Source organism: Propioniferax innocua, assembly GCF_006716235.1.
GTDB classification, from domain to species: Bacteria; Actinomycetota; Actinomycetes; order Propionibacteriales; family Propionibacteriaceae; genus Propioniferax; species Propioniferax innocua.
Genome location: NZ_VFOR01000002.1, coordinates 1,012,671 through 1,035,347 on the forward strand (window position 1 = coordinate 1,012,671; position 22,677 = coordinate 1,035,347).

At 64.9% G+C, this 22,677-nt stretch carries 24 protein-coding genes; 9 read left to right on the top strand and 15 right to left on the bottom strand.

The window, feature by feature from the left end:
* Positions 1-104: 104 nt before the first annotated feature.
* The 6 genes from FB460_RS11370 to FB460_RS11395 all read right to left on the bottom strand — a co-directional run bounded on the left by FB460_RS11370 (position 105) and on the right by FB460_RS11395 (position 5,212).
* Positions 105-557 carry a TetR-like C-terminal domain-containing protein gene (locus tag FB460_RS11370; RefSeq protein ID WP_142094220.1) on the bottom strand — a complete coding sequence of 151 codons (453 nt, stop codon included), beginning with the start codon at positions 555-557 and terminating at the stop codon, positions 105-107.
* Positions 558-654: 97 nt separating this feature from the next.
* A complete protein-coding gene (locus FB460_RS11375) occupies positions 655-1,461 on the bottom strand; it encodes an alpha/beta fold hydrolase (protein WP_142094221.1) in 807 nt (268 codons plus the stop codon).
* Positions 1,462-1,568: 107 nt separating this feature from the next.
* Complete coding sequence (locus FB460_RS11380) at positions 1,569-1,970, bottom strand: DUF3817 domain-containing protein (RefSeq protein WP_142094222.1); 402 nt, start codon at positions 1,968-1,970, stop codon at positions 1,569-1,571.
* Entirely contained in the window at positions 1,963-2,832 is an 870-nt protein-coding gene (locus FB460_RS11385; protein WP_142094223.1) for an SURF1 family protein, read from the bottom strand. The genes FB460_RS11380 and FB460_RS11385 overlap by 8 nt, the downstream gene beginning before the upstream one ends.
* 4 nt (positions 2,833-2,836) lie before the next feature.
* A complete protein-coding gene (locus tag FB460_RS11390) occupies positions 2,837-3,790 on the bottom strand; it encodes a D-alanine--D-alanine ligase family protein (RefSeq protein WP_142094224.1) in 954 nt (317 codons plus the stop codon).
* Positions 3,791-3,865: 75 nt separating this feature from the next.
* Positions 3,866-5,212 (bottom strand): aminotransferase-like domain-containing protein, encoded by a 1,347-nt coding sequence (locus FB460_RS11395; RefSeq protein ID WP_142094225.1) that lies wholly within the window; start codon positions 5,210-5,212, stop codon positions 3,866-3,868.
* A 25-nt stretch (positions 5,213-5,237) separates the two neighbouring features.
* Here FB460_RS11395 and FB460_RS13100 point away from each other — a divergent pair, with 25 nt between their 5' ends.
* Genes FB460_RS13100 through FB460_RS11405 form a run of 3 tightly spaced genes read left to right on the top strand, consistent with a single transcriptional unit; the run spans position 5,238 to position 7,059 of the window.
* Entirely contained in the window at positions 5,238-5,414 is a 177-nt protein-coding gene (locus FB460_RS13100) for a hypothetical protein (protein ID WP_170210068.1), read from the top strand.
* Positions 5,415-5,418: 4 nt separating this feature from the next.
* Positions 5,419-6,096 carry a hypothetical protein gene (locus FB460_RS11400; RefSeq protein ID WP_142094226.1) on the top strand — a complete coding sequence of 226 codons (678 nt, stop codon included), beginning with the start codon at positions 5,419-5,421 and terminating at the stop codon, positions 6,094-6,096.
* Positions 6,097-6,150: 54 nt separating this feature from the next.
* Positions 6,151-7,059, top strand: coding sequence for a mechanosensitive ion channel family protein (locus FB460_RS11405; protein WP_142094227.1), 909 nt, complete (start codon positions 6,151-6,153; stop codon positions 7,057-7,059).
* A gap of 91 nt (positions 7,060-7,150) precedes the next feature.
* Here the strand turns inward: FB460_RS11405 and FB460_RS11410 are convergent, their stop codons facing one another.
* The 9 genes from FB460_RS11410 to trxB form a co-directional block, all read right to left on the bottom strand.
* Complete coding sequence (locus FB460_RS11410) at positions 7,151-8,215, bottom strand: NADH:ubiquinone reductase (Na(+)-transporting) subunit F (protein WP_142094228.1); 1,065 nt, start codon at positions 8,213-8,215, stop codon at positions 7,151-7,153.
* 127 nt (positions 8,216-8,342) lie between these two features.
* On the bottom strand, positions 8,343-8,663 hold the full coding sequence (locus tag FB460_RS11415) for a phenol hydroxylase subunit P4 (RefSeq protein WP_142094229.1): 321 nt from the start codon (positions 8,661-8,663) through the stop codon (positions 8,343-8,345).
* 2 nt (positions 8,664-8,665) lie between these two features.
* Positions 8,666-10,237 carry a YHS domain-containing protein gene (locus FB460_RS11420; RefSeq protein WP_142094230.1) on the bottom strand — a complete coding sequence of 524 codons (1,572 nt, stop codon included), beginning with the start codon at positions 10,235-10,237 and terminating at the stop codon, positions 8,666-8,668.
* On the bottom strand, positions 10,237-10,566 hold the full coding sequence (locus FB460_RS11425; RefSeq protein ID WP_142094231.1) for an MmoB/DmpM family protein: 330 nt from the start codon (positions 10,564-10,566) through the stop codon (positions 10,237-10,239). Before FB460_RS11425 ends, FB460_RS11420 begins: the two co-directional genes overlap by 1 nt.
* Positions 10,563-11,591: a ferritin family protein gene (locus FB460_RS11430; RefSeq protein ID WP_142094232.1), complete on the bottom strand. Its 1,029-nt coding sequence runs from the start codon at positions 11,589-11,591 to the stop codon at positions 10,563-10,565. The genes FB460_RS11425 and FB460_RS11430 overlap by 4 nt, the downstream gene beginning before the upstream one ends.
* Before the next feature lie 52 nt (positions 11,592-11,643).
* On the bottom strand, positions 11,644-12,078 hold the full coding sequence (locus tag FB460_RS11435) for a hypothetical protein (protein ID WP_142094233.1): 435 nt from the start codon (positions 12,076-12,078) through the stop codon (positions 11,644-11,646).
* A gap of 238 nt (positions 12,079-12,316) precedes the next feature.
* Complete coding sequence (locus FB460_RS11440) at positions 12,317-12,889, bottom strand: hypothetical protein (RefSeq protein WP_142094234.1); 573 nt, start codon at positions 12,887-12,889, stop codon at positions 12,317-12,319.
* 72 nt (positions 12,890-12,961) lie between these two features.
* A complete protein-coding gene (gene trxA, locus FB460_RS11445; RefSeq protein ID WP_142094235.1) occupies positions 12,962-13,282 on the bottom strand; it encodes a thioredoxin in 321 nt (106 codons plus the stop codon).
* An 83-nt stretch (positions 13,283-13,365) separates the two neighbouring features.
* Positions 13,366-14,298, bottom strand: coding sequence for a thioredoxin-disulfide reductase (trxB, locus tag FB460_RS11450; RefSeq protein ID WP_142094236.1), 933 nt, complete (start codon positions 14,296-14,298; stop codon positions 13,366-13,368).
* 100 nt (positions 14,299-14,398) lie between these two features.
* Between trxB and FB460_RS11455 the strand changes: the two genes are divergently transcribed.
* The 6 genes from FB460_RS11455 to FB460_RS11475 all read left to right on the top strand — a co-directional run.
* Positions 14,399-16,144, top strand: a complete 1,746-nt coding sequence (locus tag FB460_RS11455; protein ID WP_142094237.1) for an outer membrane protein assembly factor BamB family protein — start codon at positions 14,399-14,401, stop codon at positions 16,142-16,144.
* Complete coding sequence (locus FB460_RS13105) at positions 16,137-17,963, top strand: hypothetical protein (protein WP_170210069.1); 1,827 nt, start codon at positions 16,137-16,139, stop codon at positions 17,961-17,963. Before FB460_RS11455 ends, FB460_RS13105 begins: the two co-directional genes overlap by 8 nt.
* A complete protein-coding gene (locus tag FB460_RS11460; protein WP_170210070.1) occupies positions 17,960-19,324 on the top strand; it encodes an MFS transporter in 1,365 nt (454 codons plus the stop codon). Before FB460_RS13105 ends, FB460_RS11460 begins: the two co-directional genes overlap by 4 nt.
* A gap of 52 nt (positions 19,325-19,376) precedes the next feature.
* Positions 19,377-21,269, top strand: a complete 1,893-nt coding sequence (locus FB460_RS11465) for a hypothetical protein (RefSeq protein ID WP_142094239.1) — start codon at positions 19,377-19,379, stop codon at positions 21,267-21,269.
* Positions 21,266-22,330 carry a glycoside hydrolase family 88 protein gene (locus FB460_RS11470; RefSeq protein ID WP_142094240.1) on the top strand — a complete coding sequence of 355 codons (1,065 nt, stop codon included), beginning with the start codon at positions 21,266-21,268 and terminating at the stop codon, positions 22,328-22,330. Before FB460_RS11465 ends, FB460_RS11470 begins: the two co-directional genes overlap by 4 nt.
* A gap of 70 nt (positions 22,331-22,400) precedes the next feature.
* A partial coding sequence (locus tag FB460_RS11475) for a hypothetical protein (protein ID WP_142094241.1) occupies positions 22,401-22,677 on the top strand: 277 nt, incomplete at its 3' end.

Sequence of the window (22,677 nt, forward strand, 5' to 3'; positions counted from 1 at the left end):
TCATCCATGCGAGCTCGGCGACGAGCCGCTGATTGCTCTCCCATGACTCTCCCTTCGGTCAGGCGCTGAGCAACCTTAGCAACGACGGCGTGATGAAACGCCGATCAAGCAGGGTAGAGAAGAGTGGATTTGCTCGTGGCTTCCACGAGGCGGTCCCAGCTCTCGTTCACATCGATCGGTTCGCCGAAACCTCCAGCGAGTTCGAGGCGTACGAAGCCATCGGCGCATGAACGCAGGAAACGTAGGGCGTGAAGGGCGCCAGGAGCTGTGGGGCCGGTGAACCCCAGCGCTGTTGCCATACTGCGCATCAGTCGCTGGGCGATCGGTCGCAGACGAGGATCGTTTCCCGGCTGAAGTGGAATCAGGGAGAACAGGTGAGGATCTGAGATGGCGAAGCTTCGGTAGGCATGAAGGAAACGTCTTGCGGCCTCTGTTCTCTGAGCGTCACCGACAGCGAGCGTCAAAGCGTCAGCGAACTGCGTCAGAGCTCGTTCCGCCACCAGGGAGGACAGTTCGGACGCTGAAGCCACATGTTTGTAGAGCGAGGGGGTTTTCACGCCGGCGACTCTGGCCACGGCCCCGAGGGAGGCGGGTGAACCCGAACGTCCCAGCTCGAGCGCGATGTCCACGACGCGTTCACGGTTTAATCCCGCCCTAGGCATCAGTGTCGGAATCTATGCGGCGGGACAACATGTCGAAAGCTTTGAGTACCGCGTCGGGGTCCTCCGTGTGGGGGTAATGCCCACTGCCGTCAGCGAGGGTGATCGTGGCATCGAGTCCTTGGGCGAAAGCCTCGGCTTCGGCTCGGGGGTTCTTGAAGTCCGGATCCGCGCTTCCCATGATGATGCCCACCGGGACCGTGGTGGTCTCGCGGCGATCGGTGGCATCCTTCCCGTTGCCGAGGACCATGCTTTGCAGGGTGGAGGTGCCATTGGCCCGCCGTAGGGATCGTCGGATCGCTTGCACATGATCCTTCAGGTCAGTCGGTGGCCTCTTGTGAAGGGATCGATAGAACCACCCCCACAGCCATGGCGTGCGGCCGACGATTCGGCTGACCATACGCATGAAGGGATCGAGTTCGGGTGTCGTGGCCCACGGGCCGATGGCGAGCACCCCGACGATGGACGGGTTCATCTGCGAAGCCAGCAGGGCACTGTCCGGAGTGTAGGAATGCGCGATGACGATCACAGGTGAGGTCAGCTGCTCGGTCAGGTTGGCCACCAGGTGAGCGATGTCCACCTGTGAGGGCTCCACGCCGGCTTCACTCTCGCCGTGACCCGGAAGATCCATCAGAGCAACCTGGTGGCCACGGGACACCAGTGGCTCACGCACATGGCGATACACCGAACGTATGTCCCCCATACCGGGAAGACAGATGACACCGGGGGCGCCCTCGGGCCCCAGCAATTCGACGACGACGGACCGACCTTGATGTTCCAGGTTCATCACCCTGCTGTCCATGGCTTTAGCTAATACTATTAGCCATGAGGGTGCAACCCCGCGAGGATCAAGAGGACAAGACGATCAGCGCTGCGCGGATGCCCTCGAAGCGCCGAATGTATCCCCGGTCAGCGCTCGGCGGACTCCAGGTGAGCGATGTGCTGTTTCACGTTCTGGGTGGCCTTGCGTTCTGCAACGAAGGACAGGATCGGCACGGTGCCGGCCAGAGCGATGGCCAGCAGCCACTTCCAGCTCCACTGCACGCGGCGTCCCAGAAGATAGGCCGAGAGCAACAGGACCGCGTACAACCAGCCATGCCCGACACCCAGATAGGTGTTCATACCGGCACCGATCTGCTGCAGATAGGGGTCAGGGGAGAGGTACTTCAAGGGCATGCCGACCAGCACGAGCAGCACGAGCAGCACACCGACGATGTAGGCCATGACGCGGTAGAACATCAGGGCCTTCTTGACGCCCTCGACCTGCGCGTTTGCTGCTGTGGGCTCAGTGCTCGGCTGCTGTTCAGTCATCGTGCTGGTCCTCCATCTCGGTGGTCCGGGAACTCTTCGGCTCGGTCGGCCCGTTGTCCGTCCCGGCGTTCGTCCTTGGGGCCATGAAACCGGTGCCGCGTCCGGCGTCATGACTGAGTTTGACGGTGGCGGCCATGGCGACGATCGCGAAGACCCACCACTGCAGGGCGTACCCCTGGTTGCGGGCCTGGCCCTCCGCCGTGTCCGGCACCGGGACGATGACCGGATTCAGACCGTTCTTCGCGGCCAGTGATGCGTCGACGGTCAGGTACCCCGCGTGCATGGGCCTGGTCCAGATCTGGGCCATCTCCGGGAGCCGGACGTTGTCGATCATGGTCAGGTCCTCTGGATTCGCCCCTCCCTGCACGTGTGGCCCCGGCGTCGGCAACGACGAAGGATCCTCGGTGTAGCCGACGCCGGGGGCGACGCCGGCAGTCGGCGCAGGCGCCGGCTCGTCGGGGTCGGTGGGCAGCAGGATGCCGGTGAGCGTGACCTCTTCCCCGGGAACGGGCGGGATCGGTTCGAGTTGGGTTGCGCCCCGCACCACCGGGAGGATCTGGCCATCGGCGAGTTCCAACGCCGAGACCACGCGATAGGGCTCACCGATGCCGGCCAGCAGGTCGGGTTCATCGGTGTACTCCCCGGTGACCTCCACCGGCAGCCCGTAGGCGCTTTGGATTCCCTTCTCGCCGTCGAGATGATCCTGAAGTGGTTCGGGCTCACCGGTCAAACGGGTGACCATCGCATCGCGTCCCGACGCCTGGAAGGCATTCGCCTGCCAGAGCCCGAGAGCGACCATCACGAGGGTGACGGTCAGACCGATCGACCAGATGAGCGCCTGGGTGCGCGAGCGGGAGGACATCGCGTCAGCCGCGTGCCCGGGCCGCCGCCACCGAGACCAGCTGCGAGCAGACCTTGGCGAAACCGTCCGGGCCGGCGTCGAGCGCCAGCGGCACCAGTGAGGTCTCGGTCATGCCGGGGGCCACATTCGTCTCGATGAACACTGGGCCCTCCTCATCGATGATGATGTCGGTGCGCGAGAGATCCCGGAGCCCGAGCAGTTCATGGACACGCACCGCCATGTCGGCGCACTGTGCGGTGATCTCGTCGGAGAGATCCGCGGGAACGGTGAAACGGGTGGCTCCGGCGGTGTAGCGGGCCTCGTAGTCGTAGACGCCGCTGGCCGGCTCGATCTTGACCACCGGTTGGGCCTCGGGCCCGTTGCCGGTGTCGATGACGGTGACGGTCACCTCCACGCCCGAGACGCCTTCTTCCACCACCGCGAGGGGGCCGTACCCGTAGGCGGCCACCATGGCGGCAGGAAGATCCTCAGGGGCGTCGACCCTTGTGCAGCCCAACGCCGAGCCGCAGCGGGCCGGCTTGACCATGAGCGGGAAACCGAGCTTCTCCCCCAAGGAACGCACGATGTGCTTCGCCCCGAGCTCACGGAACAGATCGTGCGGCAGGGCCACCTGCTCGGGGGTACGGATACCGGCGCGACGCACGAGCGTTGTGGAGACCGCCTTGTCGAACGCCAGCCGGCACGAACGCGGGAGCGTCCCCACAAAGGGGATGTCGAGCATCGAGAGCACTTCGCGCAGGGCACCGTCCTCACCGCTCTCCCCATGGAGCAGTGGGAAGGCGACCACATCGTCCAGACCGGTGAGCGTCTCGATCAGCCCGCTGTCCACATCGCTTTCGATCACCTCATGACCCAGGTCGCGGAGAGCCTGGGTGACGCGTCGGCCCGAGCGCAGGGAGATCTCCCGCTCATGGGAGAGACCGCCCGCCAGAACGGCAACGGTGGGTTTGGAGGTCATGTCGTGCTCCTGTTCGAGGTGGCGCGGGAATCGCTGGTCATGGTCACGAAATGTCATGGTCACGAGGTATCGGGGTCACGAGATGTCGGGGGAGGGGCCCGGCGTCGGATTGCTGTGCAGGCGGTGGTCGTCGGTGATGCCGAACACCTCGTTGATGCGCATCTCGTCGGCGATGACCTCGCCGAGTCGACGGGTGCCCTCGATGATGCGCTCGGGCGTCGGGAAGCAGTAGGACAGGCGCATGTGGCGCGATCCGAAACCATCGGCGAAGAAGGCGTCCCCGGGAACGTAGGCGACGCGGGCGGTCACCGCACGGGGCAGCATCTTCTGGGAGTCGACGCCCTGGGGGAGCGTGACCCATACGAAGAACCCGCCGGTGGGGTGGGTCCATGTGGTTCCCTGGGGCATGTTTTCGGTGAGGCCCTGCAGCATGGCGTCACGACGCTCGCGGTACATGTCGCGGTACTGACGGATCTGGCCGCGCCAGTCGTGCTTCGCCAAGTACTCCGAGATCGCGAACTGTGAGAACACCGGCGGGCACAGCGTCGCTGATTCCTGGGCCAGAACCAGTTTCTCGCGGACCGCATGCGGGGCCAGCACCCAGCCGACGCGAAAGCCCGGTGCGAAGGTCTTCGAGAACGATCCCAGGTAGATGACGCGATCGGTTTCCATGGAACGCATGGCGGGCAGGGGTTCACCGTCGATGGTGAGCAGACCGTAGGGGTTGTCCTCGACTATGAGCAGGTCCAGATCCTCGGCCACCTGCAGGATCTCGCGTCGGCGCTCGGTGGGCTGGGTGATGCCGGCGGGATTGTTGAAATTGGGGATCGTGTACAAGAACTTCACCCGACGCCCCTGATCCCGCAGCGATGTGACGACCTGACGCAGTGCGTCGGGGTCAAGGCCCTGATCATCCATCGCCACGTGGGAGATCTGCGTCTGGTACGACTTGAAGGTCCCGAGCGCACCCACATAGCTGGGGGCCTCCACGAGCACCACATCGTCGGGATCGCAGAAGATCCGCGTCACCAGATCGAGCCCCTGCTGAGATCCGGCTGTGATGACCACATCATCGGGGTGGGCCCGGATCTGCTCCTCGGCCATGACCTCGCAGATCTGTTCACGGATCTGCAGTTCTCCCTGCCCCGACCCGTACTGCATGATGCGGGCACCGTCGCGCTGGATGAGTTCATCGAGCAGATTGCCGACCTTGCCGAGCGGAAGATCGGCGATATTGGGCATTCCCCCGGCGAGCGACACCACTTCGGGCCGGTTGGCCACGGAGAACAAGGATCGAACCGCCGAGGCGGTCATCTTGTGCGTGCGTTGCGCGTAACTGTCTACGTAATGATCCAGCCGCGTGTCGGAGCGCCCACCGGTGGACGGCAACCGCGACGGGTTGAAGGAGTGAGGATCGGTCATGGTGCTCTCATCCTACGATAGGGGCATGAAGAAGCCTTCGATCTGGCGGCGGCTCGTGGGTCGAGAAGACCTGCTGTTGCCGACACGACGCCGGTGGTTGTTGCTCGCCGTGGGCCTGCTGTTGGCGCTCGGAACCGGTTTCCTGTTGGGACTCGCGGCCCCTGACCGAGAGGAGCTGGCCGGGATCGCCGACCGGGATTGAATCCATGGAACGTCTGACCCCACTGCACCTCTCCGCCGTGGAGCGGTTGCCGCGTACATGTGACAGCTGTCCCCTCGGTGCTGGACGTGTTCCCGGGCTCGACACCGGTTGGGCGTGGGCGGCCGAGCGCGAGTTCGGGTGCGTGGGCTTCATCGTGCATGCCGGGGTGGATGACCCTGTTCCCGTCGCCTTCCTCATGTGGGCTCCGCCCTCGCACGCGCCACACAGGGGTCCACAGTCCTGGGCCGGGGGAGCGTGGCATCGGATACGTCGAGCCCCTCTCAGCGATTCGGCGGTCATTCTCCAGCTCCGCGTCCTCGACGGGGAGGGGGAGTGGCTGGCCGACGCCCTCATCCAGCGGGCGATGGGACACCTGTTGCAGCGTGGGCGGACGCGTCAGTGGCATGGGCTGCAGGTGCGCTCCACACGCATCTCCCCACACTGCGCTCTGCCCGACCATGACGACCTGGAGCGGATCGGGTTCCGGCCGATCGGCAAGCCGCGCGGCTGGTCGTGGCACGGGTCGGCGGCATTCGTCGATGACATCCATCCATGGATGCGTCTGGACCTCGAACGCACGGTGCGTACACCGGGGTTCCACCTGGTCGACCGACTCGTCGGCCTGTGGCCGCGTCCTGTCGCGCAGGGACGCATGGCCGAGCGCGCGGATCACTCCGCCTGATTTCTTGATTGTGGCGTGTGCGGCGCTGGTATCAATGACGATGTGAAGTCATTGATGTTCGAATGGCCTGAAACCGCCATCCAGATCGGTCTCGTCGTGGTCGTGGCCGTCGCGGCCCGGATCATCCTGCATTTCGGGATCCGACGCGTGGTCGACGCCACGGTCAAGAGCGCGAAATTGGCTGCGGAGAACCCCAAGAAGCGCATCGGCGTCGACGTCGCGCGTGTCCGCGCACGCACCGGTGCCCTGGCGTCCATGCTGCGGAGTGTCTCCACCGTCGTCATCGTGATCGTCGCGGTGATGATGATCATGCAGATCCTCGGGCTGCCGCTCGCACCGTTGCTCGCCTCGGCCGGTGTGGGCGGTCTGGCCCTGGGCTTCGGCGCCCAGTCCATCGTCAAGGACCTGCTCTCGGGAATCTTCATGATCATCGAGGACCAGTACGGTGTCGGGGATGTCGTCGACACCGGAGATGTGATCGGAACCGTCGAGGAGGTCACGCTGCGGATCACCAAGCTGCGCGACTACGACGGCGTCATCTGGTACATCCGCAACGGTGAAATCCTCCGCATCGCCAACAAGACGCAGGGCTGGAACACCGCCTGGGTGGACTTCCCCGTGGCCTACAACGCCGACCCGGCACGGACCATCGCGGTGCTCGAAGGAACCTGTGAAGACGTCTACGCCGACCCCAAGTGGAACGAGAAGATGCTCGAGAAGCCCATCGTCCTCGGTGTGGGCGAGGTGCAGAACGGCACCATGACGGTCAAGGCCATGGCCAAGTGCCTCCCCGAGACCCACTGGGGGGTCAAGCGAGAACTCCTGGAGGTCGGCATGTCCCGCCTCCGCGCCGCGGGCATCCCCGGACCGATCCTGTTCTCGACCCCCAATGCCGACGGTCCCGGTGCCTTCGGACCCGGTGCCGAGACATCGAGCGTCGAACAGATCGACCCCAGGGACTGATCCCTGAAAGCAACACGACATATGACGACGCCCGGCTCATGATGAGCCGGGCGTCGTCCTTGCTGTGAGCGGGTTCCTGCCGCGGATGCGATCAGCGTTTGATCAGTGGCGAGTTCAGACCGCCCTCGGCCTTGTCGGCCTCGTTGAAGAAGTCCTCGTGAAAGATGTCGCGAGGGAACAGACGCTTGCCCATGAAGGACTTCAGGCACGCCTCGACCATCACCGGTGAACCACACATGTAGCCCTGGTAACCGCTGAGTGTCTTGAAGTCCTCCTCCATGACGGTGTTCACGTGGCCGTGACGGAAGCCCTCGGCCTCCTCGGAGGTGCAGGCGTGGAAGGTGAACTGGTCCTCGTACTCCTCCTCCAGTTCACGGAAGTAGTCGACGTCGTAGAGGTGTTCAGCGGTGGCACCGCCGGCGTAGAGGGTGATGTGGCCCTCGTAGGCCTCATCCTCCAAGGCGTGCTTCACCATCGACGCCAGGGGCGCCAGACCGGTGCCGCCACCGAGCATGACGATGGGCTTGTCCTCCTCCCAGGTGCGGAGGACGAACTTGCCGTACGGACCCGAGAGCTTCAGCTCATCGCCGACGGCGGCGTCCTTGAACAACCACCCATCGGTGGCGACGCCACCGGGGACATTGCGCACCTGGAACTCGATGATGCGCTGCTCGGTGGGGGAGTTGGCCATCGACCAGGTGCGGTCGATGCCATCGGTGCCCGGGATGATGACGCGCATGTACTGGCCGGCATTGAAGCCGAGGTCGTCGTCGAGTTCGATCTTGAGGCGCTTGATGTCCTTGGCGATGTCCTCGAGCTCGATGATGGTGCCGGTGAAGTCGCGCACGGGGAACACCTCGAGCTCCTCGTCCACGTCGAGATCGGCCTCGAAGGTCACGTCGGATTCGGGGCGGGCGCAGCACAACAGCGTCTTTCCCTCGTCGCGCTCGAAGTCCATGAGGGCGAAGCTGGAGGACTCGCCATGGTCCACATCGCCGTCGAGCACATCCACCTTGCACGTGGCGCACGTGCCGTGCGTGCACGAGTGGGGCACCCACACGCCGGCGCGGAGGCAGGCATCGAGGATGGTCTGGTCGTCCCGGCACTCGATCTCTCGGCCCAGGGGTTCGATGGTGACGGTGTGGGTCTCGCTCATGGGGAAACTCCTTCGGACGCCGCCGCTGCGTCGCGGACGGTGGTTCGTGGTTCGTGGGGGATGGACGACGCGGCCCGTCCAGTTCGTGGGGAGGACGGGCCGCGTCGTTCGGGTGTGTGGGGATCGATCAGGCCGTCAGGATGGACACGGTGTTCTTGTGGGAGATCCCGTTGTCCACGAGTGACTTGCCGTCTTCAGGGGTGAAGGGTTCGCCGACGAGCTCCCACGAGATCGTCTTCGAGTGATCGAAGAAGGCATCGGCGTCGATGAGGGGCTTGACCTGCGTCTCATGGAACTCGCTCCACGGCATGGTCTGTGGGACGCGGACCGCCGCGGCGCACGGCAGCAGGGAGCGTCCCTTGATCCAGATGTGGACGATCATGTCGCCGTCGTAGTTCTCCACCGCCGAGCGTGACGGGAAGTTGTAGGTACCCAGGGTCTCACCCATGATCAGGCCTCCTTGCCCGCGTCGGCGGTCTCACCGGCGACGTCTTCGATCTGGTCATGCCACTCGATCCAGTGCTTGTGATCCACCGAACCGACGTACTCACCGTTGTCGCCCTCCTGGAACTTGTACCAGGCGAGCACATCGGGAACGGTCGGTCCGCCACAGTTGCCGGCGAGGATCTGGTGCACCGGCAGCCACGCCTGGCGGTACTTGCCGGGCTCACGCTCGAAGATCCACTTGCAGCCCTCGGAGCACAGGTTGTAGTGCTCACCCTCGAACTCGGAGTGGAACTGCGTCTGCGTCTCGTCATCGTGGGCCGGGAAACACATGGGCACCTGGCACACCTGGCAGAGCTGCGGCAGACCCGGGAAGTACTGGCGCTTGCCGGCCTTGTCGAGTTCCTCGTACTTGTCCCAACGGGGCTTGTACGTCTTCTCGTAGGTGTCGGGGTACTGCTGGGCGAGCCACTTGTGGTGCTCCTCGTCGGGCACCGTGGTGGTGAAGTTCGCCGCGAAGCTGAAGTTGTACAGCGTCTCGTACACCACGTGTGAGAGGTGGTCCTTCTCCCAGATGGCCTGCTCGACGTGACGCGGCGGCTTGATGCCGTAGTACGCGAGGTCGGGGAACAGGCCGCCGAGCATCTGCTCCTCGAAGTAGAGCTCGAAGGCCTCCTTCCAGCTCATGACCGGGCGCGGCAGCATGTAGTCGAGCATCTGGGCGATGATCGCGGTGACGCGGTAGCCACGCCAGAACCACTTGTCGACCCACTCCTGGACGATCGGCACGTTGTCCTCGTCCTGCTCGAGCAGGAACTTGATGGCTTCCAACCCGAGGGTCATATGACGCGACTCGTCGGACTGCGCCGAGAAGCCGAAGGTCATGGTCGGCAGGTCGCCGTTGAACGACGCGGCCGACATGAACGGCACGAACAGCAGGTTCGTCAGCAGGTACTCGAACGAGAAGCCGATGGCGATCAGGAACTCGAACGGGCCGGCGGTGAGGGCGTCGTCGAAGTACGACTTCGGCACCGAGAGGTACCAGACGCGGTCGAACGACTCGGAGAAGTTGTGGAAGCCCGAGTAGTACTTGTTGTAGTTCGAGAGCGTGTGGATCTCGGTCTGCGCGTGACGCATCTCGTCGATCGACTGGCACAGGGCCGCGAAGCGGGGGCCCGGGCCGTTGTAGTGACGAGCCAGATAGGCGAAGTGGCGGTGGGCGGCGTATTCGAGCGGGGTCACGCCACCGAGGAACACCTTCATGGCGTTCAGGTAGCGGGCCTCGGAGATGGTCAGGTGACCCTGGCCCTGCGCGAAGCCGTCGAGCACCGAGTACAGACGCTTGTCCTTCTCGGCCTGGTAGCGGTAGTAGGCGTCCACGGTGAGGCGGAAGGGGTCGTCCCACTTCGACCAGTCGTGGATCTTGATGCCCTCGTACGTGGTGTGCGGGAACATCTGTTCCTCGGTGACGTAGCTGGGCTTCCAGTCGAGGTCACGGGTCAGAGCGCTGTAGCGCTTCTTCATCGTGAGCTTCTTGGCGGGCTTCCCGCCGGTGTTGGTGGTTGCTTCGGTGGTCATCAGTAGTCCTCCTCGTCATCGTCATCGTCTTCGTCGTCCTCGACGGGGCGTCCCCACGAGATGACGATGTGGTCTTCGTCCCATTCGCTGATGTTGCCGGCCAGGGTCACGATGGCCATCTGGAATTCGTGGGTCTCCCACTCGCGTCCGAGGCGCTCCTCGACGCTGGCGCGGTTGATCTCGAGCCGTCCGGGTGCCTGCAGTTTCACGATTCCGGGCAGGTGCCGCATGACGAGTTCGCTGTTGTCGGCCTCGATCGCATCGATCAGGGCGCGGTTGTTCTCCGTCTCCTGGATGTCGACGCTGACCGTGCGGGTCTCTGTGGTCATCGGGCCTCCTCCACGGTGAGTCCGAGCTTGGACAGGGCTTCACGGGTTTCGAGGGCGGCGGCCTCGACGGCGGCGACGCACCCGGCGTCGGCACCGAGGAGCTCGTCGGCACGAGCGGCGATGTCGCGGACTGCGGCCTCGGCCTGTGGCAGCCACTTGTTGGCCGACGCCGAGAAGAGCTCGATGTTGGATGCGCCGTGCGTCTCATCGGAGGTCCATGCCTTGTAGAGCGCGTCGAGCCACTTGCGGTGCTCGGCGTACCACCCGTCGAGATGCTGGATCAGAAGCGAGTAGGCACCGGCGCCGTTGTTGATCGCCACCTCCTCGAGATGCTTGTGCAGCAGGGCGCTCAGCAGGCGGTCGGCGTAGTCGATGCCGGTGACCGAATCTGCCCAGTCCTCCTCGATGAGAAGCTCCTCGATGAGCTTGCGGAGGGGCTGCATGTGTTCGGCCTCCATCCAGGCACGCTTGCCCTCGCGGAGGACGGTTGCGGTCTGGTCACCCAGGGCGATGCCGATGCGGCTGATCAGCTGGGCGTTGCCGACGCGGTCGAAGCTTTCGTAGGCACAGCACTGAGCGAGTGCCGAGCCGTAGCAGAAGCGGCAGGCCCCCGAGAACAGCATCTGGGCACCGGACTCGTAGTGACGCGTCGGGATGAGAACCTCGGTCATCACGGTCTTCCACGCATCGGGGGTGCGACCGAACAGTTCACGCTTGGTGACGTACTCCAAAGACGCGCCGAAACCTTCGTGCATCTCGGAACGGTTCGTCACGTACGGCGTGTAGTAATAGCCGCGAGGATCGACGAAGCCTTCGGGGTCGGCGAGTTTGTACGCGCTGTAGTTGACGTCGTACATCTCGCGTTCGGGGGCGTAGCTCGGGCGGTAATGGAAGTTCTCCTTCGGCTGGAGGCCGATGGTTCCCTCCTGGTACCGGGTGGCGGGGCGGTCGCCGTAGCGGGCCGCGATGTGATCGAACGTGTGCCGCGTGGGCTCGATCACCTGGGTTTTGAGTTCATACTGCATGGAGTTCTCCTGATACTGGTCGGGAACCTGCTGGTGAGGGCCGGGGCGTCGCTCAGATGAGGTGTGCGGACTGCTCGTTGTGCAGACCGGCCACCAAGCAGAGGCGAATGATGAGATTGGGGAGGGCCTCGGGGCCGTCCAGCTCGTGCACCTCGGTACCCGGCAGGTCGCTGGAGGTGATCTGCCCGTACGTCATATCGCCGTCGTACCGGGTGCTGACGCGAGCGGTGTGGTCCTTGCACGTGATCGTGAAAGCCAGCTCCTCGCGTCCGTATTCGTCGTCCAAGGTGAGCCGGTTCACCCGGTCCTGGATGATCGCGTTGGCTTCGCAGACGAGCTGCTCGGCGAGCGATCGCAGTTCGATCTGACGGTCGGTGCCGGTGCCGCGGGAGACCGGACGGCTCGGGCGAAGAGCGACCTCCGGGATGTCGAGCTGATCGGGATCCTCACCCAATGCTTCGGCGAGGTGTTGCATGAAGAAAGTCACTGACTCCTCCTCGAGTTCGGGACGTTCCTCACATTAGGCAGCCAGAATGTGATGTGGAACACGTAGAACTACCCGTTTACGTGAGTGGGTATACGCATTCATGCATCCGCAGCGTCCTCGCGAAGGCAGGCGAGGAGACGAATGAACCCGGGCACACCTGATGGTGTGCCCGGGTCCATGAAGCGCGGGTCGTGCCCGATCCTCCTCTGTGTCAGAGCTTGAGTTGTGCCGGAGGCGCTCAACCGATGTGCGGTGCCACCTCGCGGGCGAACTCGACCATGTCATCGACGGACTGGTCGCGCAGGCCCTGCACCACCACGAGCGTGTTGCCGTAGGGCACTGCACAGATGTCGAGATCGTTCTTGTCTCGACCGCAGCGGGCGTCGTCGTCGTAGTCGACGATGTTGGTGGTGTCGATGTCCTCGAGCTGTTGACGTGGATCCTTCGCCGGCCGGATCGCGGCGATCAGCATCGATTCCTGGCCGTTCTTGATGTAGAAGGCGGTGGAGGTCATCTGGTCCGGGTCGCTGTCGTCGACCCCGCCGCCACCCGGCGCACGTGAGTATTCGCCGATCTCCTGCGGAAGCTTGGGCTCACCGGTGGGCTGCACCGATGGGGTCTCGGTCGGTGCAGGAAGATCGGTGGTGGCGCTGGAGATGAAGTAGCCGATGACGGCGACCGTCGTGGCGAGCACGACCAGCGAAACCACCATGGTGATCATGGGAACGTTGCTGCGTCCCTGTTCGACCTCCTCCTCGATGATCTCATCATCGGAGAGACCGCTGTAGGGATCGGTCTGGTCCTCACTCATGCCTGGCTCCTGCCTCACTGGGCTGCTGGCCGGGGAGTTTGCAGATGCACTCCCCGGGTGTGTCCCGAAGGGTCAGATGTGTTCCTGAAGGGCCTTCACGATCACCGTCTTGGGCTTGGCGCCCTGCAGTGACTCCACAACCTCACCGTTCACGAACAGTTGGAGCGTGGGAAGGCCACGCACGAGTTGATCGGCAGGAGTCACCGGGTTGGCGTTGGTGTCGACCTTCACAAACTTCACGCGACCCTCGTAGGTCCTGGCGAGTTCGTCGATGATCGGAGCGATCTGACGGCAGGGCGCACACCAATCGGCCCAGTAGTCCACCAGAACCGGAATGTCCGACTTCAGTACCTCGTCGGCGAACGTCGCATCGGTCACGTCAAGCACGGTCATGGCGGCCCTTCTGTTGTCTCGTTCAGCAGTGACATCTTGCCATTGACGCCCGAACCGGGGCCATTCCGTGACGAAGCGGACGTTCAGTCCGCCAAGCGCATGAGGTACTTCTCGGCATCGAGGGCGGCCTGGCAGCCGGTGCCTGCGGCGGTGATCGCCTGACGATAGGTGTGGTCCACCAGATCGCCACAGGCGAAGACACCTGGCAGGTTGGTGCGAGTGCTGCGTCCTTCGACCAGTACGTAGCCTTCGTCGTCGAGATCGACCTGACCCTTGACCAGTTCGGAGCGGGGATCGTGGCCGATGGCGATGAACAGGCCGTTGACCGGCAGGTCGCGGCGCTCCCCGGTCACGGTGTCCTCCAGCGTGACGCTCTCCACCTGCTGCTCGCCGTTGATGGCGACGACTTGGGAGTTCCAGGCGAAGTCGATCTTGGGATCGTTCTTGGCTCGCTCCGCCATGATCGCCGACGCACGCAGTTCATCGCGTCGATGGATCACGGTGACCGATTCACCGAAGCGCGAGAGGAAGGTGGCCTCCTCGATCGCGGAATCGCCGCCACCGACGACGGCGATGGGCTTGTCACGGAAGAAGAATCCGTCGCAGGTGGCGCACCACGAGACGCCGCGGCCCGAGAGACGGTCCTCATCCGGGAGCCCCAGGCGGCGGTATCCCGAACCGGTGGCGAGGATGACGGTCTTGCTTCGGTACTCGGCATCGCCGACCTTGACGGTCTTGATCTCGCCGGTCAGCTCCAGTTCGGTGGCGTCCTCGGTGAGGATCTCGGCTCCGAAGCGTTCGGCCTGCTGACGCATGTTGGCCATCAGGTCGGGTCCCATGATGCCCTCGGGGAAGCCGGGGAAGTTCTCCACCTCGGTGGTGTTCATGAGAGCGCCGCCGCCCTCGATCTCGCCCTCGATCACCAAGGGGGTGAGATTGGCGCGGGCTGCGTACACCGCCGCCGTCCAACCTGCCGGACCGCTGCCGACGATGATGACTTCGCGAACCTCGCTCATGTGCTGAACCTTTCTGGAGAGTCCATCCGAGGTTATCCAACGTCGTGTGGGGCGACGCTATTCCTTCCCGCGCCCGGGAGTGAGCCATAGACTCACCGACATGCAGAACGCGGCGAGTGGGATGGTGAGCCTGATCAGCGGCATCCTCATCGTGGTTCTGCTGGTGCTGTTCGGCGTCATGGGAACGGTGTGGGTGGCCGGAACCGGACTCCCGGTCGCAGCATCGACCGGCTTCGTCCCTGCCGATGGCCACTCCACACGTGTCGAGATGGTGGGCGGGGCGGCATCCCTCGAGAACGGGATCCTGACGGTGGGGGAGACCAGATCGATCAATCCCCACATGGTCGATGGGGATGGGATCAGTCGATTCTGGCGCGTCAGCATGTCGGGCGGTGATGGCCTCGGCGTGCGGGAAGCGTACTTCGGTGTGGCCGCTGAGGGAGTGACGCTGGAGGGCGTCATCGATCGTGCGCAGAGTGCGGCCTTCGAGCCGGGCCTTCCCATGATCCCGGCGCAGGCCGACCCGGGAGTGACGCAGCAGATGACCGGGATGGTCCGGTTCGGTGAAAAGGTCGGCCAGCGGTACAGATACGAGCTGGAGGTGGACGAGCCCTCCGGTCCCGCGGCCGGTGAGGGGTGTCTGCGGTCTCGCTGGGATCTGGAGGTCGAAGACGAGGAGATGAGCCGCACGGGCGTCGTGACGTGGTGCCCCGGACGCGGGATCGTGGACGGTGGCGTCCCCTATTCGGGTTATGTGCAGGGACCAGTGGCCGAAGAGCCGCTCCCTCCCATCACCGGTGGTCCTGTGAAGATCCCGGATGGGGAGGAGAGTGTGGAGTTGATCCCCCGCGCCGGTGATGAACACTTCGGGTTCCGCGAGGTGTCCCTCGACTCCCGTACGACCGGCGTGACCACCGACGGGATGGTCGTCAGCACCCAGGCCGGGAACAGGGGAATCGTGGGTCTGGTGGAGGACACTCCCGACGGTGCCCTGTCGCCGTCGTGGACGGCATCGCCACCGGGCAAGGTCGTCGGATTGCAGGTCATGGGCCACCACGTGATCGTGAGCACGAGCACCGGCCATCTGCTCGCTTACGACCGCGACGGTCGTCGCCTGTGGCAGAGCGAGATGGCTGACACGCCGTTCGGGACCCCCCAGCCGTTGGGCGATGACGTGGTGGTGGTGAGTTCGGTGACCGGACACGTGACGGCGTTCGATCTCGAGGACGGGACCGAGCGTTGGAGGGTCCGGACCGACCCGCTCGAGGCTGCTCTCCACGTCGTGGATGCTCCCACCGGGCCGCTGATCGTCGCATACACCACCGAGGATGAAGTGGTGGTGATCGACGCGACCGGACAGCAGCGCTGGGTCTCCGAAGGAGCCGGTTCGTTGCTGTCCGCGGCCGCCACCGATGTGGGTCTTGTGGTGCTCAACGGAAACAAGTCCCTGGTCCGCTACGCCTACGAGGACGGCGAAGCGATGGCCATGGAGACGACCCTGGCCCGTGATGATGCACTCGATCTTGTGACGAGCCCCGATCATCCCGGGGCAGTGGCGGCGGTGGGACCCGGAACGATGGTGGTCCTCGACGCCACCACGCTGGGCGTCGTGGACCGGCCGAGAGCCGAGGGGCACCTCCATCCTGTGCCCGGGGTCGGGGTGCTCGAGGTGAGTGGTGAGACCCATGTCGTGCGTGATCTGCTGGGTGAGGTCCAGCAGAGCTGGGATTCGCACGGCTCCACGGGTGAGCCGAGGCTGATCGGTCAGTCGCGCGCGGACACCCATGCGACTGCGTGGTGGTACACCGTCGCCGGGGCACGACAGGTGGTGATCCGCGTTGGCTGACCAGAACACACCGAGCACAAAGGAGCCCACCGCGACGGCAGGGCAACGGGTGTGGGGAGTGCTGCGCTTCGTGGCGCACCGCACCTTCGTCGAGCCTGTGCGACGGGGCCGCATGTCCGAGGATCCGGAGTTCCCGTGGCCCCGGGGGATTCGCGTGCTCGTGGTGATCGCCACCGTGCTGTACACCGCTTTGGTTGCCCTGTCGGTGGTGGGAACGCGACTGCGTGAAGTCACACCGGTGGTCGCCGGCGGATCGATGTCCCTGCCTGTGCTGGTGATTCTCGTCATGATCCCGGCGATCATCTTCGGGTCAGCAGGGTTCTTCGTGGCGGCGTGCCATTGGCGTCACCCCGTGCGCTACGCGATCTTCGCGGCCCTGGTGATCAGTTATGTCTTCGCGTCCTCGGGGATCGTGATGTTGGTGGGAGCTGTGCTGGCGCTCCCGATGATCGTTCTGAGCATCGTGCGACGCAGAGCCCGTGTCGCGCGATGGGAGATGCCCTTGGCGGTGTTCTTCTTCGGGATCCTGACCAGCAGCATCATCATGGAGCCCCGAGATGTCACACCACTGGACGCACTGGCCATGCTGCTGCAGTTTCTCTCCTGGATGGCCTATCCGTCGGTGTTCGCGGCCGGTGCGGCCATCGTGGAGATCGCTGTGGGTGCCGCATCATGGACGGCACGTGGTGTTTGGGAGGCCGCGTACTCGGGGTCCCGACGTGCGGGATGGACCCTGTTCGCACTCCTGATCGTGTGGACGCTGCTCGCCGACGTCCTCTCGCTCACCGAGGGTTCGGTGGAGGTGCTCCCGAGCCGACTGCTGGTGGCGCTGATCGTTGTGGTCCTGGTGGGTCTGGTCGCGCTGATGATCGGCTGGTTGGTGCCCATGGGGATGCGTCCGGGAGTCCCGGTGGACGCCGATGACGTGAGCGCCGCGTGGGTGCGGGCGTCCCGCCCGATCGTGATGGGCTTCGCCGGTGCCTACCTGTTGGGCCCTCTCATCTGGGACGCCGTGACCTTCGGCGGGCTGAGCACCTACCACAGCCTTCAGTTCGTGCTCAGCATCTTCTTCCTGGTACTGGCGATCCGGGCTGCACGCCGGGGTGAGGCGACGACCGCGGTCATCCTGGCCACATCGGCGGCCTCCACGTTCCTCATCCAGTCGCTGAATGCACTGAGGGTCTCGTTGGTCAGTGGCCAGGCGCTGACGCTGGTGCTCGATGGCCTGACGCTGTTGATTCTCGTGGGTCTGATCGTCGCACGGCGGCTGACGCCGGACCGCCTCCTGGCGATCGCCACCGCATTCCTCCTCTCCCGCTTCTACACGATCCGTGACTGGTTCGATGAACCCTTCACCAATCTCTTCGCGGTGTCGGGAGCCTCGGCGGCATTGGCGGTCGGTCTGATCTGGCGTCAGTTGACCGAATACGAGTTCACACAGCGGGGCACGAGTGTGTTTCGCGTCGATGCCCGCGTCCTGCTCGGGTTGGGGAACATGCTTCTGATCGGTGTCTGCATCTTGGCCGGCACGGTGGCCGGGTCAGCGAGTCCCGCCTCACTCGATCAGGTGGAGGGGGTGGCCGACCGGAACATCGGAACGACGTTGTATCTCGCGGCCACGTTGTCGAGCCTGCTGATCGCCTGGCGAGGGCGTGAAGGCGGTGACCAGCGACCGGGTGAGGAATTCGGCGTCACTGCTCTTGCCCGCATCGAACCGAAAGCCACCGTCCCGGCTCCATCCATCGGGCAGAAGGCTGTGGATGTGGCGTCGCCGGAGAGCGGGACCGCCCGGTCTCCTCGTCGGGGAGGGTCAGGGTGATCCCGAGACGTGAACGGATTCTCTTCGCTGCCGGGGACATCTTCGGCGGTGGGGGAGGATCCCTGATCGCGGTGTTGTATCTGATCTTCCTCACCGACATCGTGGGCCTGCAGCCGGCACTTGCGGGAAACGCCATCTTCGTCGCGCGGTTGTGGGATGCCGTCAACGACCCGCTCGTGGGGTCGTTGAGTGACCGCACCCGCTCGCGGTGGGGTCGACGTCGGCCCTGGATCGGCATCGGTGCGTTGCTCCTGGTGGGCGGCATGGCGCTCATGTGGATGCCCGACCCGCCCTTCGACGGGCAGGTGTCGCTGATGCTGTGGACGATGGGCACCTATATCGTCTACAACTCCATCCAGACGATGATCATGGTTCCGTACATCTCCATGAGCAGCGAGGTGGCCGTCGAACCCCATGAACGGAACCGGATCAATCTGACCCGGCTCCTGTTCTCGACCATCGCCAGTGCTGTGGTGACGCTCGTTGCGACCCATCTGGTCGAATCCCACCGTGACGGCAGCATGGGGGTGGTGACGCTCCATCTGACGATCTTGTTGGTGTTCGGCGTCCCGTTCGCGGTGGCTGCGCTGGGTGTCGCCATCGGCTGTCGGGAACGTGTGGCCCTGCCGCCGGTGGATGACACCCGGACCTGGTGGAGCCGATCGATGATGCCGCTGATGCACGGGCCGACGCGTGGGCTCATCACCATGTACATCTGCCAGGCCCTGGCGATGGATGTGATATCGGCGATCGTGCTCTATTACACCGCGCATGTGGTCATCGGACTCTCGGCGACGGTTTTCCTCGGGGTGTTCATCGCCGTCACCGTCGTGGCCTTTCCGGTGATCCTGCATATGCTTCGACGCCACGACAAGCATCGGATCTACCGCTTCGGTATGCCGTGGGCGATGGTTGCCGCAGTGGGACTGGCGTTGTATCCGAGTGATTGGACGCCGTGGGGCGCCTATGTGCTCGTGCTCGTGCTCGCCGTCGGAACCGCCGGCGCACAACTGTTGCCGTGGGTCATGTTCCCCGATGTGCTCGACGACGCCGAGCTCGTCTGGGGGCGTAGGGACTCGGGAACCTTCGCAGGGCTCATGACGTTCACCCGCAACATCTTGAGCGCTGCGATGCTTCAGGTCATCGGGCTCGTCCTGCAGTTCACCGGTTATCGCCCCGGTGGTGGCCCTCAGCCGCTCAGCGCGGAATGGGGCATCCGGGGCTGCGTGGCCGTGGGCGTGGTGCTCACATTGGGGATCGGCCGGTATGTGTCGTCCCATTGGCCTCTGACACGGGAACGGTGTCTGGCCACGGCTGCGGAACTCGAAACTCGGAGGCATCCTGAGCCGCCGACCAGCTGAATCCACTTTCGATGTAGTAGAGATGGTTTTGTCGACACAGCAGGAAGGCTCCATGGACACCGTGACGCGTAGTTCCGAGGACCCGGGCATGGCCGTCAAGATGGCACCCCCGGGGTTCCGTGGCATCCGAGAATTGGCCGGGGGTGGCGTCCTGACCGCCTCGGGGCGTGATGACCTCGAGGCGATCTGCGATTTCGTGGACGCCCGCCATGACTGTTCCGACTTCCGCGCCCTGGTGCTGATCAAGACCCTTCTCGCGTGGGGGGACCGACTCCCCGAAGCGACGAGGGAACGTATCTCCACCACGCTGATGCGCCACAAGTACTGGATGGATGAGCCAGGACGCGACGGCATGTGCCTGTGGTCGGAGAACCATCAGGTGGTCACCGGGGTGACTCAATACCTCGCCGGTCAGCACTGGCCCGATGAGGTGTTCGCCAATTCCGGGCGCCGTGGTGTGGAGCAACGCGAGCGAGCGGCAGAACGGCTCCGGCTGTGGCTGGATCATCGCTTTCGCTTTGGTTTCAGCGAGTGGTTGTCGCCGATCTATTACGAGGAGGACGCCGCCGCGCTCGCGGTTCTCATCGATGAGGCCGATGACCCTGAACTCGTCACCGCCGCGAGTTCGGTCCTCGACCTGCTGATGCTCGATCTCGCACTGCACTCCTTCCCGACCGGGCCGAGGTTCCTGCCCTCCAGCGGACGCTGCTACGACTTGGCGAAGGTGGATCCGAAACAGGCACCCGTCCAGAGCCTGGTCGAGGCCATCGCGGGCACCGATGCCGATTGGGACGAGACTCGACTGGGTGCGCTGTTGCGTCTGAGTTCCTACCGAATCCCTCCGGTCATCACCGCCATTGCGCAGGAGACGAAGGAGAACACGGTGCGAGCCACGTTCGGCCTGGATGCCGGTGAAGTGGTGGACGCCGTCGGCCCCGGAATCACGCGCGCCGGCTTGTTCTTCTGGGGCATGGAGGCGATCACCACCCCCGAATCGGTGGAGCTCACCTCCGAGATGCTCCACCATTACGACCTGGTCGAGAACCCGTTCCTCAAGGACTTCACCCCGTTCGCAGAACTTCGCGGACGCGGCGTCCTGCCGCAGATGATGCACATCGTCAATCCGGCCACGCAGGGAGTGGCGCTGCATCGAGCCGACGTGGTGACCACTCGAAGTTCCTCGTGGCTGGTTTCTGCGGCGCAGGCCCATAACCCCCGCAGGTTCGGTGACCAGCAGCACATCTGGCAGGTGTTGCTGCCAGGAGATGTGTCGGTGTTCAGCACCCATCCCGCCGAGCCGTTCTTCGCAGACCGCACGCGTGACTTCTCGCCCTCGGAGTGGATCGGCAACGGGCGTCTTCCGCTGGTGGCCGCAGATGCCAACGCGGTGCTGGTTCTTCATGACCTCACCGGACGCTCCGGCTACCTGGAATCGCCACGGCGTCTGCTCAGCCATGTGTACTGGCCCGCCGACCTGTTCGATCAGGAAGAACGTGGAGACCGGTGGCTCGCCGGTCGCGTCGACGATTCCTATGTGGGTGTGTTGGCGCTGCGTGACCTTGAGGATGGCATGCCCGGTGAGGTGAAGCAGTATGGCCGGTACACCGCTTGGGTGGCGATCTGCAGTGATGCCGCCGAGGCGGGCTCGTTCGAGTGGTTCGTGGCCGGTCTGCGGCGGTCGGCCATGCGTCTGGTCCGGGAGCGGGGACGCCGAGTGCTCGAGGTGCAGACCGATCCGATGTGGGAACCGGCCCGTGAGCGATGGCAGTGGCGGCTCGGACCGGACCGGGATTTCATGATCGACGGTGAGCGGATCGACCTCGACCATCCACGGCTGGACAGCCCCTTCGGGCGGGTCGAGCGTGATCCGCAGCGGTTCCACGTGGAACACGCCGGGCATGCCCTGACGCTGGACTGGCCGGCCGGCACCCGGGAGACGCGATGAACGACCCACTGGAGCGCATCTCGCTCGTGGCCGACACCGTCTGCGCGTGGGAACTCCGCACCGGGCGTTACTCCCCGTGGACGTGGGGCCCGGCACTGTTCGGTGCGGCTGCCCTGGACGCCGCGGCGGCGGGCCCGAACCATGATCGACATGTGGCGTGGGCCACGGGCTGGGTGGATCACCATCTGGCACGCGGCACCGTGACCGACACCTCCGACCGCGTCACCCCCGGGCTGGTGGCCGCCGGGCTCCATGCGCGTGGGGCGGCGTCTCGCCATCGCGAGGTCTGTGAGCGCATCGCGGCCTACGTGCGGGATGAACCGCGCATGGACGCCGAGATGACCAACCACCTCGGCGGTTCCATGATCGGAAGGCTGTATCCGAAGTCGGTGTGGGTCGACAGCCTGATGATGTTCGGGGTTTTCGCCGCGCGGTGGGGGAGGGCGTCGGGCGACGCCGAGCTGTTGCGGATCGCCGCGTCGCAACCTGCGGCGTACGCGTCGGTGCTGCAGCACCCCAGCGGCCTGTGGCACCACTCGTGGTGGCGGCGCGGTCGGCGTCCGGTGCCAGAAGGTGTGTTCTGGGGCCGGGGCAACGGCTGGGTCGTCGCCGCCCTTCCGTTGATCATGGAAGAACTGATGGCCGCCGGCGGGTTCGATCAGGAGGTCGAAACCATCGCGCACATCCTGCGCCGCACCAGCGACGCCATCGCGCCCCTCCAGCGGCATGACGGTTGGTTCGCCACGCTCCTCGACGAACCCGAGCGCGCCGAGGCGTCGGTGACCTCGCTCGTCGCCGCCGGGTGGCTGCACGGCGTCGCTCTCGGCGTCCTGGACCCGTCGTATCGCGAACCGGCGCTGCAGGCGCTGCGCGCGGTGGACGCGACGATCCAATGGCGTGTGGGCCCCGACGGAATGCGGCAGTGGTCGTTGCCGGGCATCAGCGGGCCCACGATCCCGGTTCCGGGGGTGGGGCGTCAGGCCTACCAGGTGGTGCCGATGGGGCGGGACCACAGCCACGGCCTCGCCGCGCAGATGTGGGCCGCGCTGCGAGCCGGTTGACCTCGGGGCGACCCAGGAAACTCCAGGTGCCCCTTGTTCGAAGCTCCGGGGTGACTGATTTGCTTGGCGTATGACAGATCTCGGTGTGTGGTACACGCAGCAGATCGACGACGTGGCGTCGGCTCTGCGGGATTCGTTCGAGGCGATGGTGATCGATCAGGCCGTCGAGGAGGTGGTGGGCTTCGGCATCATCTCCGATCCCACGGACTTCACCTGCACACAGGCGGTGAATCTGAAGGCGAACCTCGATGCCCACATGCGGCAGTACGTGGAACTGGGCCTCGGTGACGCCACGATGGCGGCCCGGGCCGGGATGTGGCGTCCGGGCAACTGGGCGAAGTTCGGTG

Bases quoted from the DNA above. Each gene is read 5' to 3' on its own strand.
- FB460_RS11430 (WP_142094232.1), bottom strand. From the start codon at position 11,591: ATGCAGTATGAACTCAAAACCCAGGTGATCGAGCCCACGCGGCACACG.
- FB460_RS11390 (WP_142094224.1), bottom strand. From the start codon at position 3,790: ATGACCTCCAAACCCACCGTTGCCGTTCTGGCGGGCGGTCTCTCCCAT.
- FB460_RS11375 (WP_142094221.1), bottom strand. From the start codon at position 1,461: ATGGACAGCAGGGTGATGAACCTGGAACATCAAGGTCGGTCCGTCGTC.
- FB460_RS11420 (WP_142094230.1), bottom strand. From the start codon at position 10,237: ATGACCACCGAAGCAACCACCAACACCGGCGGGAAGCCCGCCAAGAAG.
- FB460_RS11415 (WP_142094229.1), bottom strand. From the start codon at position 8,663: ATGGGTGAGACCCTGGGTACCTACAACTTCCCGTCACGCTCGGCGGTG.
- FB460_RS11405 (WP_142094227.1), top strand. From the start codon at position 6,151: ATGTTCGAATGGCCTGAAACCGCCATCCAGATCGGTCTCGTCGTGGTC.
- FB460_RS11440 (WP_142094234.1), bottom strand. From the start codon at position 12,889: ATGAGTGAGGACCAGACCGATCCCTACAGCGGTCTCTCCGATGATGAG.
- FB460_RS11465 (WP_142094239.1), top strand. From the start codon at position 19,377: ATGGACACCGTGACGCGTAGTTCCGAGGACCCGGGCATGGCCGTCAAG.
- FB460_RS11455 (WP_142094237.1), top strand. From the start codon at position 14,399: ATGCAGAACGCGGCGAGTGGGATGGTGAGCCTGATCAGCGGCATCCTC.
- FB460_RS13100 (WP_170210068.1), top strand. From the start codon at position 5,238: ATGAAGAAGCCTTCGATCTGGCGGCGGCTCGTGGGTCGAGAAGACCTG.
- FB460_RS11410 (WP_142094228.1), bottom strand. From the start codon at position 8,215: ATGAGCGAGACCCACACCGTCACCATCGAACCCCTGGGCCGAGAGATC.
- FB460_RS11395 (WP_142094225.1), bottom strand. From the start codon at position 5,212: ATGACCGATCCTCACTCCTTCAACCCGTCGCGGTTGCCGTCCACCGGT.
- trxA (WP_142094235.1), bottom strand. From the start codon at position 13,282: ATGACCGTGCTTGACGTGACCGATGCGACGTTCGCCGACGAGGTACTG.
- trxB (WP_142094236.1), bottom strand. From the start codon at position 14,298: ATGAGCGAGGTTCGCGAAGTCATCATCGTCGGCAGCGGTCCGGCAGGT.
- FB460_RS11470 (WP_142094240.1), top strand. From the start codon at position 21,266: ATGAACGACCCACTGGAGCGCATCTCGCTCGTGGCCGACACCGTCTGC.
- FB460_RS11425 (WP_142094231.1), bottom strand. From the start codon at position 10,566: ATGACCACAGAGACCCGCACGGTCAGCGTCGACATCCAGGAGACGGAG.
- FB460_RS11385 (WP_142094223.1), bottom strand. From the start codon at position 2,832: ATGTCCTCCCGCTCGCGCACCCAGGCGCTCATCTGGTCGATCGGTCTG.
- FB460_RS11380 (WP_142094222.1), bottom strand. From the start codon at position 1,970: ATGACTGAACAGCAGCCGAGCACTGAGCCCACAGCAGCAAACGCGCAG.
- FB460_RS11400 (WP_142094226.1), top strand. From the start codon at position 5,419: ATGGAACGTCTGACCCCACTGCACCTCTCCGCCGTGGAGCGGTTGCCG.